This is a genomic window from Streptomyces sp. NBC_00377, from assembly GCF_036075115.1.
Taxonomy (GTDB): Bacteria; Actinomycetota; Actinomycetes; order Streptomycetales; family Streptomycetaceae; genus Streptomyces.
This window is the reverse complement of record NZ_CP107958.1, coordinates 5,917,213-5,933,951: the sequence shown is the minus strand read 5'-3', so window position 1 is coordinate 5,933,951 and position 16,739 is coordinate 5,917,213. Positions and strand designations below refer to the sequence as shown.

Sequence of the window (16,739 nt, the reverse complement as noted above, 5' to 3'; positions counted from 1 at the left end):
GACGCAATTACCGGCGGTGCCGTGCGCGCGCTTTGCGGTACTTTGCCGGCCGAGGTGCGTCGCGAGGCTGCCTCCGGTCTCGAAGCTCCCCCGGGAGGAGGCGTGGCGTGACCGCCGCTCACGGTGCCGCGGTATCCGAAGGGCGCCCCACCCCGGAACGCGTCGAGGGCGCCGGCTCCTGACGCGTACGGCATGCGCGTACGTGTCAGGAGCCGACACCCTCCGGCCCGGACCTGATCCGGGCCGAGAAGTCAGGGGGGCCTCAGGCCTTGGCCTGACCCTTCACGGTGATGTTGGAGCTGGTGGAGTCGCCCCTGTCCTTCGACTTGTCCAGGACCCACACCAGTCCGGCGATCAGCCCGAACAGTGCGAGAGGGGCCACGACGTAGAGGCCCAGCGTCTCGACGACGCTCAGACCCGGACCGGGATCGTCACCGTCGTCGCGGGTCAGCGCGAGCGCGGGGGACGACATGAGCAGCATCATCAGCGTCGTACCGGCGGCCAGGGCGCCGGCGCGCAGGGCGTTCTTCTTGTCCACGGTGCCCAAGTTAGCGAACGGGCTCGGGGAGCGCGCGCCCGGGGTGCCGTATGAGCTGCGGGGCACTGGTGCGGTCGTCCTCACGGCTGCCGTCCCGGGGCGCCTCTTCCGCCTCCCCTGCTGCTTCCCGTCGCCCTCAGACCCCTTCCGCGGAAGGGGCACCCGCGGAGGAGCCGGGCGGGTCGGGCGGGCCGTCCGGCTCCCGCAGTACGTCCATCAGGGCCCGCAGCCTCGGCGAGGCCGCCAGCTCCTCCAGAGTCACCGGGCGGCCCTCGGCGTCGGCGATCGGCAGCCGCCAGTTCGGGTACTGGTCCCAGGTGCCGGGGAGGTTCTGCGGGCGGCGGTCGCCGACGCCGTCCGGGAGCCAGACGCCGAGCATGCGGGCCGGCGTGCGCAGCAGGAAGCCGTGGACTGCCTGGACCTCGGCCTCCTCGGAGGAGCGGTCGCTGCCGCCGCCGGTGCCGGCCAGGAGTCCGAGGCGGGTGAGCAGGCCCAGCCACTCCGCCGCGTCGTTGGCCGCCTCGGCGCGCTCCTCCTCCACCGGCCGCGTCAACAGGCCGAGCCGGTCACGGAGTTCCACGTGCTCGCCGGTCAGACGGGCGGCCGTGGACGGCAGGTCGTGAGTGGTGGCGGTGGCCAGGCAGTCGGCGCGCCAGCGGTCGGGGGACAGAGGACGGCCGTCCCCGTCCCAGTCGCGTTCGAACCACAGGACGGACGTGCCGAGCACCCCCCGTTCGCGCAGCGCCTCGCGCACACCGGGCTCGACGGTGCCGAGGTCCTCGCCGATGACCACCGAACCGGCCAGCGAGGCCTCCAGCACCAGGACGGCGAGCATGGCCTCGGCGTCGTAGCGGACGTAGGCGCCCTGCGTCGGCGGCTCGCCCTGCGGGACCCACCAGAGGCGGAACAGGCCCATGACGTGGTCGATGCGCAGCGCGCCGGCGTAGCGGAAGAGGGCCTTCAGCAGGCGCCGGTAGGGGGCGTAGCCGGAGGCGGCCAGCCGGTCGGGGCGCCAGGGCGGCAGGCCCCAGTCCTGGCCGCGGGCGTTGAAGGCGTCCGGCGGCGCGCCCACCGACATGCCGGCGGCGAAGTACTCCTGCTGCGCCCACGCGTCGGCGCCCTCGGGGTGCACGCCGACCGCCAGGTCGTGCACGATCCCGACGGGCATGCCCGCCTCCCGCGCGGCGCGCTGGGCGGCGGTGAGCTGGGTGTCGGTGAGCCAGGCCAGACGGGAGTGGAAGTCGACGCGGTCCATCAGCTCACCGCGGGCGCGGGTGGTCTCGGCGGAGCGCGGGTCCTGGAGTCCGGCCGGCCACTGGCGCCACCGGGGCCCGTGCACCTCGGCGAGGGCGCACCAGGTGGCGTGGTCCTCCAGGGCCTGTCCCTGCTCGGCGAGGAAGTCGCAGTAGGCGGCGCGCCGGCCGGGCCCGAGCGGTACGCGGGCGACGAGTTCCAGTGCCTGCCGCTTCAGCTCCCACACCGCGTCGCGGTCGATCAGCTCGCCCTTCTCCAGGACGGCTTCGCGCAGTCGCCCGGCGCCTTCGAGCAGCGCGGCCCGCAGAGCGTCGTCCCGGACGTACGCGAACTCGGGGACGTCCTCGACCCGCAGATGCACCGGGTCGGGGAAACGGCGCGAGGAGGGCCGGTACGGGGAGGGGTCGGTCGGGGCGCCGGGCACGGCCGCGTGCAACGGGTTGACCTGCACGAACCCCGCCCCGAGCGCCCGTCCCGCCCAGGCCGTCAGCTCGCCGAGGTCACCGAGGTCGCCCATGCCCCAGGAGCGCCGGGAGAGGAGGGAGTACAGCTGGACGAGAAGTCCGTACGAGCGTCCCGCAGGAGTGGGCAGGCGGGGCGGGGCGACGACCAGGTGGGCGTGGCCGGTCCGCCCGTCCGGTGCGGTGACCGTCAGCCCGTGCACTCCGGGCGGGAGCCCCTCGACGGAGTCCCGGCTCTCGCCCTGCTCGGTCCGCACCCGCAGGACGGCGCCCTCGGGGAGCGTCGCGAGGGGTTCGCAGGGGCTTCCCTGCCAGCACACCACCGTCGGCGGCAGCAGCCGCCCCGCGAGCTCCCGTTCCCGGGCGGCGAGAGCGGCGCGCACGGCCTCCGGGCTGCCCGCGTCGACCCCGAGGGCCGCCAGTGCGCGGGTGACGGCGGCGGCCGAGGCCGTGACCGTGCGGTCCGGGGAGGGCTGGTAGGAGGTGGCGACGCCGTGCAACGCGGCGAGCCGGGCGAGCTCGTCCCCGGAGGGTGCGGTCATCTAGGGCCTCGTGGAGTCGGAGTCCGCGACGGCGAGCGGCGGCTCGCTGGTCAGCGGCTCGGCGTAGGGCAGCGGGGGTTCGCTGGTCAGCGGGGGTTCGGCGCAGGCGCCCTCGGCGCTGAAGGCGCAGAGGTGGGGGTCCTGGAGCTGGACGGAGGTGGGGGCGGAGTGCTCCGCCGGTCGTTTGGATCGGGCCGGCGCTATCACGGTGGCCTCCTCGTCGGGGATGTCATCGGTTACCCCAGCCCTACCCAGCGGACGCGGGGACAGACGTCCTCAGGTCATTACACGCTGCCACACGCCCCCGGGCCCGGCGCCGACACGGCGGATCGGCGCGCCGCACCCGATCCGACCACCGGACGCGGCCGGCGCGCCGAGGCCGCCTCAGCCGGTCGCTCTCCGGCCCGGAGAAGGGCGTCGAGGCCCGCCGGCGTCCGGTACGGCTCGGTGGCGCAGAGGTACGTCACCCGGGCGGTGCCGTACGTCGCGCCGCTGCTCCCGGTGGGCGGGTACGCGTGGTGTCCGCCGGCGGTGGCCACTCCCTGCCCCCTGCTGCTCCGCTCGGCGCACCCGGCGGAGCTGCGTCCCGTGTGACACTCCGGGTCCAGTCCAGAAGCCGGCTCCGGCTCCGGGGGAGGTGGAACGGGGTTCCCCGGAGCCGTTCGCACCCGGTCCGGGCGGTTGGGACGCGGTGGCGGAACGGGCGGTGCGGGCACGGGCGACGCAATACGAAGACCCGGACCGTCAGGCGGAGATGCCGTCGATCCGGGCCAGGGCGTCGTCCGCGCCGAACGGTTGCAGGTACGGCAGCCAGCGCGGGTCCCTGTGGCCGGTGCCGATGATGCGCCAGGCGAGACCGGAAGGAGGGGCGGGTTTGTGGCGGAGCCGCCAGCCGATCTCGACGAGGTGCCGGTCGGCCTTGACGTGGTTGCAGCGACGGCAGGACGCCACGACGTTGTCCCACACGTGTTTGCCCCCACGGCTGCGGGGGACGACGTGGTCGACGCTGGTTGCGACGCCACCGCAGTACATGCACCGGCCCCCGTCCCGGGCGAACAGCGCCCGCCGGGTGAGAGGAACGGGCCCCCGGTAGGGAACCCGGACGAATCGCTTGAGCCGGACCACGCTGGGCGCGGAAACCGTGACGGTCGCGCTGTGCATGAAGGCGCCGGATTCCTCGAGGGAGACTGCCTTGTTCTCCAGGACGAGGACGAGCGCGCGGCGGAGCGGTACGACGCCGAGCGGCTCGTACGACGCGTTGAGGACCAGGACATGCGGCACGGATGCCTCCTTGGGCGTCGGCGGCGCGTGGCTCGCGCCGGGACGATCTGTGGTCAGTCTCCCCTCTGGTCCGGTGGACGCGCCACCATGTCCCGGTAACGGGCTGGGAGTGTTTTCGACCACATCCTGTTTCTCCCCCGGATCATGGCCTGTTCAAGCGCAGGTGAGGACCGTCTCTCCTTCACGGATCTCGCCGGATCACACACAATGCCCCGTTAGTGTGGTGGTTCTGCCCGTCCGGTGACCTTTCCGTGACCTAGCAGCGCGTGTCGCCCTTGACCGCCGCACCGGACGGAGCAAGTGCAGCACCTGGAGGTACCTGCCGTGTCCTTGCCCGCCGTCCTACTGGCCGCCGGCGTGTCGCCGTCGCCGACTCCCTCGGAGTCGCCGACCGCGGTGACCGTCCCGACCCTCGAGGACGCCCAGGAGAGCGCGACGAACGCGGCCAGCTGGGTCGAGCAGAACTGGTCGACCTGGCTGGCGATCGGTCTGAGGGTCCTGCTGATCCTGGTGATCGCGGTGGTGCTGAGAGTGGTGGTGCAGCGGGCGATCACCAAGCTGATCGACCGGATGAACCGCACCGTCTCCTCGGTCGACGGCACGGCGCTGGGCGGGCTGCTGGTCAACAACGAACGGCGGCGTCAGCGCTCCCAGGCGATCGGCTCGGTGCTGCGTTCGGTGGCGAGCTTCCTCATCCTGGGCACCGCCGCGCTGATGGTGCTGGGCACCTTCGAGATCGATCTGGCCCCCCTGCTGGCATCCGCCGGTGTCGCGGGCGTGGCGATCGGTTTCGGCGCGCGCAACCTGGTCACCGACTTCCTCTCCGGCGTGTTCATGATCCTGGAGGACCAGTACGGCGTCGGCGACCAGATCGACGCGGGCGTGGCGACCGGCGAGGTCATAGAGGTGGGCCTGCGGGTGACCAAGCTGCGCGGTGACAGCGGTGAGATCTGGTACGTCCGCAACGGCGAGGTCAAGCGGATCGGCAACCTCTCGCAGGGCTGGGCGACGGCCGGCGTCGACGTGACGGTGAAGGCGTCCGAGGACCTCGACCTGGTCAAGTCCACCCTGGACGAGGTCGCCGAGAAGATGAGCAAGGAGGAGCCCTGGAACGAGCTCCTGTGGAGCCCGATCGAGGTGCTCGGCCTGGACAGCGTCCTTCTCGACTCGATGGTCGTCCGTGTCTCCGCGAAGACGATGCCCGGCAAGGCCCTGACCGTCGAGCGGGAGCTGCGCTGGCGCGTCAAGCGCGCCTTCGACGCGGCCGACATCCGCATCATGGGCGGCGCGACCTCCCCGATCCACGAGGACCCGGCCGACCCGACGGCCGCGGTCGCGGCTCCGTCGGTGTTCTCCAACGCGGACTCGCCGCAGGTGGCGGCGGCTGCCCCGATCGTCCAGCCGCGGCCGGCGACCCCGGCGAAGTAGCGGTACGCATGCCGCAGGGCCGCACCCGGGAGGCTCCGGGTGCGGCCCTGCGGCATGTCAGGGCGTTCCGGCGCTCCCCCGTCCCGCGCCATGCCGTGCCGGACGGGCGTCCGCGAACCTTCCGCCCCGCGAAGTAACGACTCTGTTGCCTCGGGGGCATTTCCCCTTTCACTCCTTGACGTCCCCTTCGTGCCGGGCTTACGTTCCTGCCAGCCGATAGGAAACTTTCCTAACAGTGACCGGATGTGGACTTGCGTCCGGCGTCACTGAGAAGCTGGGCAGTTCAGAAAGGCAGGTGTCGACCCCATGGCAGGAACCGCCGGTACGCCGGGCACCCCGCGCGTCCTGCGCGCCATGAACGACCGCGCCGCGCTCGATCTCCTGCTGGCGCACGGCCCTCTGTCCCGCACCCGCATCGGCAAGCTCACCGGCCTGTCGAAGCCGACCGCGTCCCAGCTGCTGGCCCGCCTCGAGGCGGCGGGGCTGGTACTCGCGACCGGCACCACGGAGGGACGTCCCGGACCCAACGCGCAGCTGTACGAGGTCAACCCGGCCGCCGCGTACGCCGCGGGACTCGACGTCACCCCCGAACGTGTCCTCGCCGCCGTCGCCGACGCCACCGGCCGCACCGTGGGCGCCTTCGAGGTGGCCACACCCGGCCGCAAGACCACCGGGGCCGTCGTACGGCAGGTCACCGACGCCCTCGACGGCGCGGTGAAGGCCGCCGGCCTCACCCGGGACGACGTGCGACGCCTGGTCGTCGCCACCCCCGGCGCCTTCGACCCCACCACCGGCCGTCTGCGCTACGCCTCCCACCTGCCCGGCTGGCACTCGCCCGCGCTGCTCGACGACCTCGCCGCAGCCCTGCCGATGCCCGTCGAGTACGAGAACGACGTCAACCTGGCCGCCGTGGCCGAGCAGCGTCTCGGCGCGGCCCGCGGTCACGAGGACTTCGTCCTGCTGTGGAACGAGGGCGGTCTCGGCGCCGCCCTCGTCCTCGGCGGCCGGCTGCACCGCGGCTGGACCGGCGGCGCGGGAGAGGTGGGTTTCCTACCGGTTCCCGGCGCACCCCTGGTCCGCCAGGTGACCAAGGCCAACAGTGGCGGCTACCAGGAACTGGCGGGCTCCCAGGCCATCCCCCGGCTGGCCCTGGAACTCGGCATGACGGGTATCCCGTCCGGGCCGTACGCCGAGGTCGCCGCCGCACTCGTCGAGCGGGCGGCCGCCGAGGACACCGTCCTGAACCGGCTGCTGCTCCAGACCTACGCGACCCGGCTCGCGACCGGTCTCGCCTCGCTCGTCTCCGTGCTCGACCCCGAACTCGTCGTCCTCAGCGGCGCCTCCCTGACAGCCGGCGGCGAGGTGCTGCGCGCCCTCGTCCAGGACGAGCTGGAGGAACTGGCCGCGTCCAGGCCGAAGCTGGTCATGAGCGACGTCACCGAACGGCCCGTGCTGCGCGGCGCGCTGGAGAGCGCGCTGGCGGCCGCCCGCGACGAGGTCTTCGACACCTCGCGCTAGCCGCACCACCACCCCCCGCTCCACCGGCTCCACCCCGTCACACCCCGTCTCGTCATCCCTCTCTTCGCATCCCACTCACCCTGCCCTGTCCCTGGAAGGCTCCGCCATGCCCACACGCATACCCGCAGTCGTCCGAAAGGCGGCTTTTGCCCTCACCGCCTCCACGGCCCTCCTGTTGAGCACCACCGCCTGTACCGGTCAGTCCGCGACCGGCTCCGACGACGACGCGGCCAAGGAGACGACCCTCACCTTCTGGCACGCCTGGAGCGCCCCGAACGAGGTCAAGGCCGTGCAGGCGCTGGTCGCCGGCTTCGAGAAGGCGCACCCCAACATCCATGTGAACGTCGTCGGCAACATGACCGACGACAAGATCAACCAGGCGCTGCGCGCGGGAGGCGCCAAGGCGCCCGACGTGATCTCGTCGTTCACCACCAACAACGTCGGCAAGTTCTGCTCGTCAGGGGCCCTGGTCGACCTCAACCCCTTCTTCAAGAAGGCGGACATCGACCCGAACGCCATCTTCCCGAAGGCGATGAACGAATACACGCAGTTCGAGCTCAACCGCTGTGCGGTTCCGCTGCTCGGCGACGCGTACGGCCTCTACTACAACAAGACCGCCTTCGCGAAGGCCGGCATCACCTCCCCGCCGAAGACCTGGACCGAGTTCGCAGCCGACGCCAAGAAGCTGACGATCCCCCAGGGCGACACGTTCAAGCAGCTCGGCTTCATGCCGAACTACCACGGCTGGGAGACGACGACCGAGCACTACATGGGGCAGTTCTCACCGACCTACTTCAACAAGTCCGGCAAGTCGACGATCGCCACCGACCCGGCCGTCACCGACGCCTTCACGCTCCAGAAGAAGCTGGTCGACGACCTCGGTGGCTTCCGGAAGCTGGAGAAGTTCCGCTCCGGCCTCGGCGACGAGTGGGGCCCCAAGCACCCCTTCCAGACCGGTCAGGTCGCCATGCAGCTCGACGGCGAGTGGCGCCTGGGCATGGCCCTGGACGCCAAGCCGGGCTTCGACATCGGCGTCGCCCCGCTGCCCGTCGCCGACGACCAGGCCGACCAGTACGGCAAGGGCTACATCACCGGCACCATCGCCGGCATCGCCGCCACCAGCAAGAAGCAGAACGCGGCCTGGGAACTGGTGAAGTACATGACCACCGACACGGCCGCGGTCGTCGCCTTCTCCAACGCCATCCACAACGTGCCGTCCACGCTGGCCGCCCTGAAGTCCCCGGACCTGAAGTACGACCCGCGCTTCAAGACGTTCCTGGACATCGCCGCGAACCCGAACTCGACCACGTCCCCCGCCTCGATCAACGGCGGCGTCTACCTGACCACCGTCCAGCAGCTCGGCTACGACTACGAGAGCGGCAAGGTCACCGACCTGCAGGCCGGCCTGAAGAAGGCCGCCGCGCAGATCGACACGGACATCGCACAGGCGAAGTAGCGATGGCCACCTACACGCTGAAGGCGAAGCAACGGCGCTCGGCGCTGCGCACCCTCGCCTTCCTGTCCCCCTGGCTGATCGGCTTCGCGGTCTTCTTCGCGTACCCGATGATCTCGACGGTCTACTTCTCGTTCATGCACTACGACGGCTTCAAGCCGCCGACGTGGAGCGGCACGAAGAACTGGACGTACGTCTTCGAGCACTACCCGTTCTTCTGGCCGGCCCTGCGCAACACCCTGTGGCTGGTCGTGATCATGGTGACTCTGCGCGTCCTGTTCGGGCTCGGGATCGGCATGCTCATCACGAAGATCAAGACCGGTACGGGTGTCTTCCGCACCCTGTTCTACCTGCCCTACCTCGCCCCGCCGGTGGCGGCCACCATGGCCTTCGCCTTCCTCCTCAACCCGGGCACCGGCCCGGTCAACTCGATCCTGGAGAAGATCGGCATTCCGGCGCCGGGCTGGTTCAACGACCCGGACTGGTCCAAGCCGGCCCTGACCCTGATGTTCCTGTGGGGCGTCGGCGACCTGATGGTGATCTTCATGGCCGCGCTGCTCGACGTACCGAAGGAGCAGTACGAGGCGGCGGAACTGGACGGCGCCTCGGCGTGGCAGCGGTTTCGCTTCGTGACCCTCCCCAACATCTCGCCGATCATCATGTTCGCGGTCGTCACCGGCGTGATCGCCGCGATGCAGAGCTACACACAGCCCCTGGTGGCCGGAAAGGTCGCCTCGGGCGTGATCCAGGGCGCGGGCACCATGTTCGAGCCCGGCTATCCGGAGCACTCCACGCTCACCCTCCCCCAGCTCGTCTACAACCTCGGCTTCCAGCGCTTCGACTACGGCTCCGCCTGTGTCGTCGCCCTGGTCCTGTTCGCCCTGTCGATGGCGTTCACCGCGCTCCTCATGCGGCGCCGGGGCGGCCTCATCCAGGCAGGTGACTGACCCACATGACTCAAGTACTGGACCGTCCCGCGGAGTTGACGGCTCCGTCCTCGCCCGCCGAGCGCACCGCCCGCCGCAAGGCGCTCCTCGAATGGATCGCGGTCCACTCCCTCGGCGTGGCCGCCGCCCTCTTCTTCACCCTCCCCTTCGTGTTCGTGTTCCTGACGTCCCTGATGAGCGACTCGCAGGCACTCAGCCGGGACCTCGTCCCGCACACCTGGGAGTGGGCCAACTACCGGAAGGTCTTCGACACCCCGGGCTTCCTCACCTGGTGGAAGAACACGCTGGTCTACGCCGGACTGGGCACGGTCCTGACGGTCGTCTCCTCCGTGCCCGTGGCGTACGCGCTGGCCAAGTTCCGTTTCCGGGGCCGGAACCTGACGCTCATGCTGGTGATCTCGATGATGATGCTGCCGCCGCAGGTGGTCGTCATCCCGATGTACCTGTTCTGGGCCAAGCAGCTGGACCTGTCGGGCACCCTGTGGCCGATGATCATCCCGCTGGCGTTCGGCGACGCCTTCTCGATCTTCCTCCTGCGCCAGTTCCTGCTGACCATCCCGAACGAGTACCTGGACGCGGCGAAGGTGGACGGCTGCGGCGACCTGCGGACCCTGCTGAAGGTCGTCCTCCCGATGGCGAGGCCCGGCATCGCCGCCGTCGCCCTCTTCCAGTTCTTCGCGGCCTGGAACGACTACTTCGGCCCGCAGATCTACGCCTCGGAGAACCCGAACGCGTGGACCCTCTCCTACGCCCTGGAGTCGTTCAAGGGCGCGCACCACACCGACTGGAACCTCACCATGGCGGCCACCGTGCTGGTCATGGCCCCCGTGATCCTCGTGTTCTTCTTCGCCCAGAAGGCGTTCGTCGAAGGTGTCACCCTCACCGGAGTAAAGGGTTAACAAGCCATGAAACTCACTGTGGTCGGCGGCGGCTCGACCTACACCCCGGAACTCGTCGACGGCTTCGCGCGCCTGCGGGACACCCTCCCCGTGGAGGAACTGGTCCTCGTCGACCCGGCGGCCGACCGTCTGGAGCTGGTCGGCGGCCTCGCCCGCCGGATCTTCGCGCGGCAGGGGCATCCGGGCCGGATCGTGACGACGTCCGACCTGGACGCGGCCGTGGAGGGCGCCGACGCGGTACTGCTGCAACTGCGCGTCGGCGGCCAGGCGGCGCGCGAGCAGGACGAGACGTGGCCCCTGGACTGCGGCTGCGTCGGGCAGGAGACGACGGGCGCGGGCGGTCTCGCGAAGGCGCTGCGCACGGTCCCGGTGGTCCTGGACATCGCCGAACGTGTCCGCCGGAGCAACCCGCACGCCTGGATCATCGACTTCACCAACCCGGTCGGCATCGTCACCCGCGCCCTTCTCCAGGCCGGCCACAAGGCGGTCGGCCTGTGCAACGTGGCGATCGGACTCCAACGGAAGTTCGCGGCGCTGCTCGACGTCACCCCGGCCGACGTCCACCTGGACCACGTCGGTCTCAACCACCTCACCTGGGAGACCGGGGTGCGGCTGCACGGCCCCGAGGGCGACGACGTCCTGCCGGGCCTGCTGACGGCCCACGCCGACACGATCGCCGCCGACCTGCGGCTGCCCCGCGCGCTCCTGGAGCGCCTGGGCACGGTTCCGTCCTACTACCTGCGCTACTACTACGCGCACGACGAGGTCGTGAGGGAACTGCGCACCAAGCCGTCCAGGGCGGCGGAGGTCGCCGCGATGGAGCGCGAGTTGCTGTCGCTGTACGCCGATCCGGCCCTCGACGAGAAGCCGGAACTGCTGGCCAAGCGCGGCGGCGCCTTCTACTCGGAGGCGGCCGTGGACCTGGCGGCGGCGCTGCTGACCGGCTCGGGCAGCCCCTATCAGGTGGTCAACACCCTGAACAACGGCACGCTGCCCTTCCTGCCGGACGACGCGGTGATCGAGGTCCAGGCGGCGGCGGGCCCCAAGGGCCCGTCCCCGCTGCCGGTGGCGTCCCTCGACCCGCTGTACGCGGGCCTGATGGCGAACGTGACGGCGTACGAGGACCTGGCGCTGCGGGCGGCCCTGCACGGGGGCCGTGACAACGTCTTCAAGGCCCTGCTGTCCCACCCGCTGGTCGCCCAGTACGAGTACGCCGAGCAGCTGACCGACCGGCTGATCGCACACAACCGGGAGCATCTCGCGTGGGCCTGACGGCAAGCGTTCTCGCCATCGACGCGGGCAACAGCAAGACGGACGTCGCGGTCGTGGCGGCCGACGGGGAGGTCCTCGCCACGGCTCGTGGGGACGGCTTCCGCCCGCCCGCCGTGGGAGTGACCGCGGCGGTGGACTCCCTGGCCGACACCGTCACGCGCGCGTACACGGCGGCCGGTGTCGGCTCGGCGGTCCATGTCTCGGCCTGTCTGGCCAACGCGGACCTGCCGGTGGAGGAGGAGGAACTGGCGGCCGCCCTGCACGCACGCGCGTGGGGCGCCTCCGTGGACGTCCGCAACGACACGTTCGCCATCCTGCGGGCGGGCGTGGCCGAGCCACGAGGGGTGGCCGTCGTCTGCGGCGCCGGCATCAACTGCGTCGGCATGCGCCCCGACGGCCGCACCGCCAGGTTCCCGGCCCTCGGCCGCCTCTCCGGCGACTGGGGCGGCGGCTGGGGCCTGGCCGAGGAGGCGATATGGCACGCGGCGAGGGCGGAGGACGGCAGGGGAGGGCCGACGGCCCTCACCGACGCGCTCCCGTCCCACTTCGGCCTGCCGTCCATGTACGCCCTGATCGAGGCCCTCCACCTGGAGCACATCGCCCCGGCACGCCGCCACGAGCTGACGCCGGTCCTCTTCAGGTCGGCGGAGGGCGGAGACGCCGTGGCGCGGACGATCGTCGACCGGCTGGCGCAGGAGGTGGTGTCGATGGCGACGGTGGCCCTGACCCGGCTGGACCTCCTGGAGGAGGAGACGCCCGTCCTGCTGGGCGGAGGAGTCCTGACGGCGGGCCACGGGCAACTGGACGACGGCGTGCGGGAACTCCTGGCCGCACGGGCGCCGAAGGCGGTGGCGAGCGTCGTACGCGAGCGCCCGGTGCTCGGGGCCGCGCTGCTGGGCCTGGACCGGCTGGGGGCGGACGCCGCGGCGCAGCGGAAGGTGAGGACGTACTTCGCCTCGGACGAGTGACCCCGTCCGGGGCGGGCGGGGCCGTATCGCCGTACGGCCCCGCCCCCGCCCGACTCGCCCGTGCGGCCCCGCCCCGGGCGCGACCAGCCTCGACGCACGCCCCTCGCACACGACACGAGCCCCCGCGAAGGAACCGAACACCCACCCGACGCGTATTCATGGGCAGGGGTGACTGCGATCTGATCAAGATCGAGTGAAGGCCGGTGCGCAGCACCGGTCCCGCCAGCGATACTGGCGGCGGCAGCTGACCATGGGGGAGGTCAAAAAACGTGGCAAACCCGGCTACAAGCACCACCGTACCGGCGCCCACACCGGCACCGGCACCGCAGCCGGCCCGCCGTACGGCTTTCGCCGAGGGGGTCGACAAGGCACGCGCGGCGGCCACCACCGAGCCGGGCAGGCTCCGCATCATCGGCGCCTTCCTCGCGCTCCTCGTCATCGCCTTCGGCTCCGTGACGGCCTGGCAGACGACCGACCGCGCGGCCGCCGCCGACGACGTTCTCCACAAGAGCCAGCCGCTCAGCGCCGCCGCGGCCGACATCTACCGTTCGCTGGCCGACGCCAACACGGCCGCCTCCAGCGGTTTCCTGGCAGGCGGCCAGGAGACGAAGGAGTCCCGCGACCGCTACGCGCAGGACATCGACAAGGCCGCCTCCAAGCTCGTCACCGCGGCCAGCAACGCCGACCCCGACTCGCCCTCCACGGCGGTCATCACCAAGCTGAACAAACTCCTGCCCGAGTACAAGGGCCTGGTGGAGCGTGCGCGGACGTACAACCGGCAGGGCTACCCCGTCGGCGGCGCCTATCTGCGGTACGCGAACCAGAAGATGCAGAAGGACATGCTCCCGGCGGCCCAGAGTCTCTACACCATGGAGAACCGGCGCCTCCAGGACGACTACGCCGACGCCACCCCCTATCCGTGGGCGGCGATCGCGCTGGGCGTCCTCGCGCTGGCCGGCCTCGCCTGGGCGCAGCACCGCAACTACCGCCGTACGAACCGCGTCCTGAACCACGGTCTGGTGGCGGCGACGGCGACCACCACCGTCGTCCTGCTCTGGCTGGTCATCGGCCACAGCGTGGCCCGCGCCGGTCTGAACGACTCCTACGACCACGGCGTCCGCTCGCTGAACGTCCTGCACGACGCCCGGATCGCCTCCCTCAAGGCGCGCGGCAACGAGAACCTGACACTGGTGGCGCGCGGCGCCGAGACGGTGAAGGTGACGGCCGACGGCAAGCCGGTGACGCTCGACCAGTACGACCACGACTTCAGCACCGAGATCACCGCCCTCGGCAAGGGACTCACCCTGGCGGCGAAGCTCGCCGACGACCAGGCGGGCGAGAAGCCCGTCACCTCGGCCGAGAGCAACATGGTGGAGTGGAAGAAGCGCCACACGGCGGCCCGCGCGCAGGACGACAACGGCAACTACGCGCAGGCGCTGGCCCTCGTGATCGGCGGGAAGAACGCGACCGGCGCCTGCTTCGACGGCGTCGACCAGAACCTCGCGACCGCCCTGGAGCACGAGCAGACCGAGTTCAAGCAGGCGGCCGGCAACGGCCTGGACGCGATGACCGGCCTGCCGATCGGCGCCGCCGTGCTCGCCGTGCTGGGCGCCGCGGGCGCGGTCCTCGGCATCGGCCGCAGGCTGTCGGAGTACCGGTGAACGGGCGCGGACCGGCGGGCGGGCGGGTGCCGGTGGGCACGAGCGGGCCGGTGGACGGGGGCGAACCGGCGGAAGGAGACGTACCGGTGGAAGGGGGCGTGACGATGCGTGTGCGACGTGTACGGGCCGGTGTGAAGGGCTGGGGCGGAGTGGGCGCGATGGCGGCTCTGTGCGTCCTCGCACTGACCCTCGTCCTGCTGCTGCCGTGGACGACCCGGGCGCCGGGCGACGAAAGCACCGGCCGGGCCGGCCAGGGCGTCGCCGAGGGCACCCCGGCGGCCGACGCCACCTGCACGGACCCGGAGAAGCGGACGCCGACGCCGTCGAGCGCGGACGGCCCCACGATCGCCGCGATCAAGGCCCGTCAGGGTGAGAAGCGCAAGCTGATCGTCGGCGTGGACCAGAACAGCTACCGCTGGGGCTACCGCGACCCCAACAACACGGGTGCGGAGCTGGAGGGCTTCGACATCGACCTGGTGCACCGCATCGCCCAGGACATCCTCGGCGACCCGAACGCGGTCCAGTTCAAGGCCATCCCGACCAACCAGCGCATCCCGGCCATCCAGGAGGGCCGGGTCGACATGGTCGTCCGCACCATGACGATCTCCTGCACCCGGCTCGACGAAGTCGCGTTCTCCGCGCCGTACTTCAAGACGGGGCAGCAGGTCCTGGCGCCCAAGTCGTCGACGATCACCGGCTACGACGGCTCGCTGGCGAACAAGAAGGTCTGCACGGCGGCGGGCTCGACGGCCAACACCAAGCTGGACGGCGACAAGAAGGCCGGCAGGATCGACTCCTCCGTCGACATCTCCACCACCGTGCCCAACCAGCTGGACTGCCTGGTCCGGTTGCAGCTCGGCGAGGTCGACGCGGTCGTCACCGACGGCGCGCTCGCCGCCAGCCAGGCCGCCCAGGACCCCACGGTCGAACTGAAGGGCGCCCCCTTCACGACCGAGTACTACGGCGTGGCCATGGCGAAGAAGGCGACGGATCTGGTACGCCGGGTCAACCAGATCCTGGTGGAGTACCGCGCGAGCGGCTGGCAGGCCTCGTACGGAAAGTGGCTGTCGGCCACACTGGGTACGGACGCGACGAAATCGAAACCGCCCGCGCCGCAGTACCTGACCACGAACTGACGGGCGCCGCCCGGCAGGGCGGGCAGCGTGCAGAGCCGAGCAACCGACAGCAGCGAGAGGTGATCGATGGGCGTCACGGGACCCCCCGGGCCGGTGATGGACCGGGACGAGGTCGACCGTGCGCTGGCGCGGCTCGGCGCGGAGCACGAGGCGATCGAGACCTCGCTCCTCGCACTCCAGGACCACGCGGGCCGCAGACTGCTCGAAGGCGCCGAACTCACCGGCGTCACCAAGGAGCGCTGGGCGTCCGCGGAGGTGTCGATCACGCTGCTGTGGGCGTACTTCGACGCGTACACCGACGCCCTGCGCGGCGCCCGTGACATCCGCTCGCGCCGCCGCTGGTCCAGCCGGGAGGACCTGCTGGAGCTGACGGAACTCCTGCGCGGCGAGTCCGTCACGGTGGCGGGATCGGTCACCGGTTCGGCGGCCGGCGCGGGCAAGCTCAGCCACAGCTTCTCGCTCACCGGCCTCGTCGACCGGATGAACGAGCTCTACGCGTCGTCGCTCGACATGGTCGTGACCGCCGACGCGGTGTGGTCGGCGCTGCCCGCCCGGATAGATTTACTGGCCGCGGAGCTCCAGCGCACCCGTCGGCTGGCGCACTCCGTCGGCGTCCGCCCGGGCGAGCACCCTGCGGGCGACGACCTGGAACGCATCACCCACACCCTGACCTCCCTGCGTGAACAGGTGGTCTCGGACCCGCTCGCCTTCTGGGTCCGCGCACAGGGCAGTTCGGCGCCCGGCGGCGGACGTCCGGACACCACGGTGTACGACCGTGAGGCGCGCGCCCTGGAGGACATACGCCGGGAGATCGACGCCGTCCTCACGGTCCGCCAGGACGCGGAACAGCGGCTGGTGAGGCTGCGGGACGTCCTCAGCCGCGCCGACCGGACGCTCGCCGAGGCGCGCACCGCGCGCGGCGAGGTGCTCGCGAAGATCGCCGCGACCGAGGTGCCGGTGGTCAGCGGCCCGCCGACCGTGCTCCACGAGCAGCTCGCGACGGCCGCCGAGTACCGACGCCACGCCCAGTGGCACCGCCTGTCCCCGCTCCTGGAGTCCCTGGAGCAGAAGGCGGAGGACGAACTGCTGCGCGCCCGCGAGTCACTGACCGCGGTCACCCAGCCACTGGCGGTCCGCGCGGAGCTGCGCGGCCGTCTCGACGCGTACAAGGCGAAGGTCGCCCGGCACGGGCTCGCCGAGGACCCGTTCCTCATCGAGCGCTACGACGCGGCGCGCCGCATGCTGTGGAGCGCGCCCTGTGATCTGCGCGTCGCCGAACAGGCCGTCCTGCGCTACCAGCGGGCGGCGGCCGAACTCCTCACGGCGCCTCGCGTTCCGGAGCAGGGCGGCCTTGAGGACCGTAGGGGGGAGCAGTAGCCAT

At 71.4% G+C, this 16,739-nt stretch carries 14 protein-coding genes; 10 read left to right on the top strand and 4 right to left on the bottom strand.

Features of this window, described 5'->3' with window-relative positions:
• Positions 1-262: 262 nt before the first annotated feature.
• The 4 genes from OHS71_RS26480 to OHS71_RS26465 form a co-directional block, all read right to left on the bottom strand.
• Complete coding sequence (locus tag OHS71_RS26480; RefSeq protein ID WP_328481829.1) at positions 263-538, bottom strand: hypothetical protein; 276 nt, start codon at positions 536-538, stop codon at positions 263-265.
• Between the two features lie 136 nt (positions 539-674).
• Positions 675-2,795: a 4-alpha-glucanotransferase gene (gene malQ / locus OHS71_RS26475; protein WP_328481828.1), complete on the bottom strand. Its 2,121-nt coding sequence runs from the start codon at positions 2,793-2,795 to the stop codon at positions 675-677.
• A complete protein-coding gene (locus OHS71_RS26470) occupies positions 2,796-3,002 on the bottom strand; it encodes a hypothetical protein (protein ID WP_328481827.1) in 207 nt (68 codons plus the stop codon).
• 537 nt (positions 3,003-3,539) lie between these two features.
• Positions 3,540-4,076, bottom strand: coding sequence for an HNH endonuclease (locus tag OHS71_RS26465; RefSeq protein WP_328481826.1), 537 nt, complete (start codon positions 4,074-4,076; stop codon positions 3,540-3,542).
• Between the two features lie 324 nt (positions 4,077-4,400).
• Between OHS71_RS26465 and OHS71_RS26460 the strand changes: the two genes are divergently transcribed.
• The 10 genes from OHS71_RS26460 to OHS71_RS26415 all read left to right on the top strand — a co-directional run bounded on the left by OHS71_RS26460 (position 4,401) and on the right by OHS71_RS26415 (position 16,735).
• Positions 4,401-5,504: a mechanosensitive ion channel family protein gene (locus tag OHS71_RS26460; RefSeq protein ID WP_328481825.1), complete on the top strand. Its 1,104-nt coding sequence runs from the start codon at positions 4,401-4,403 to the stop codon at positions 5,502-5,504.
• A 306-nt stretch (positions 5,505-5,810) separates the two neighbouring features.
• Positions 5,811-7,022: an ROK family transcriptional regulator gene (locus OHS71_RS26455; protein ID WP_328481824.1), complete on the top strand. Its 1,212-nt coding sequence runs from the start codon at positions 5,811-5,813 to the stop codon at positions 7,020-7,022.
• Between the two features lie 106 nt (positions 7,023-7,128).
• Positions 7,129-8,478, top strand: a complete 1,350-nt coding sequence (locus OHS71_RS26450) for an ABC transporter substrate-binding protein (RefSeq protein ID WP_328481823.1) — start codon at positions 7,129-7,131, stop codon at positions 8,476-8,478.
• Between the two features lie 2 nt (positions 8,479-8,480).
• Positions 8,481-9,422 (top strand): carbohydrate ABC transporter permease, encoded by a 942-nt coding sequence (locus OHS71_RS26445; RefSeq protein WP_328481822.1) that lies wholly within the window; start codon positions 8,481-8,483, stop codon positions 9,420-9,422.
• A 5-nt stretch (positions 9,423-9,427) separates the two neighbouring features.
• Positions 9,428-10,321, top strand: a complete 894-nt coding sequence (locus OHS71_RS26440; RefSeq protein WP_328481821.1) for a carbohydrate ABC transporter permease — start codon at positions 9,428-9,430, stop codon at positions 10,319-10,321.
• Between the two features lie 6 nt (positions 10,322-10,327).
• Positions 10,328-11,593: a 6-phospho-beta-glucosidase gene (locus tag OHS71_RS26435; protein ID WP_328481820.1), complete on the top strand. Its 1,266-nt coding sequence runs from the start codon at positions 10,328-10,330 to the stop codon at positions 11,591-11,593.
• Positions 11,584-12,561: an N-acetylglucosamine kinase gene (locus OHS71_RS26430; RefSeq protein ID WP_328481819.1), complete on the top strand. Its 978-nt coding sequence runs from the start codon at positions 11,584-11,586 to the stop codon at positions 12,559-12,561. The genes OHS71_RS26435 and OHS71_RS26430 overlap by 10 nt, the downstream gene beginning before the upstream one ends.
• Positions 12,562-12,830: 269 nt before the next feature.
• Complete coding sequence (locus tag OHS71_RS26425) at positions 12,831-14,222, top strand: hypothetical protein (RefSeq protein WP_328481818.1); 1,392 nt, start codon at positions 12,831-12,833, stop codon at positions 14,220-14,222.
• A 104-nt stretch (positions 14,223-14,326) separates the two neighbouring features.
• A complete protein-coding gene (locus OHS71_RS26420) occupies positions 14,327-15,358 on the top strand; it encodes a glutamate ABC transporter substrate-binding protein (RefSeq protein ID WP_328481817.1) in 1,032 nt (343 codons plus the stop codon).
• A 66-nt stretch (positions 15,359-15,424) separates the two neighbouring features.
• Positions 15,425-16,735: a hypothetical protein gene (locus OHS71_RS26415; protein ID WP_328481816.1), complete on the top strand. Its 1,311-nt coding sequence runs from the start codon at positions 15,425-15,427 to the stop codon at positions 16,733-16,735.
• The last annotated feature ends 4 nt before the right edge of the window (positions 16,736-16,739 follow it).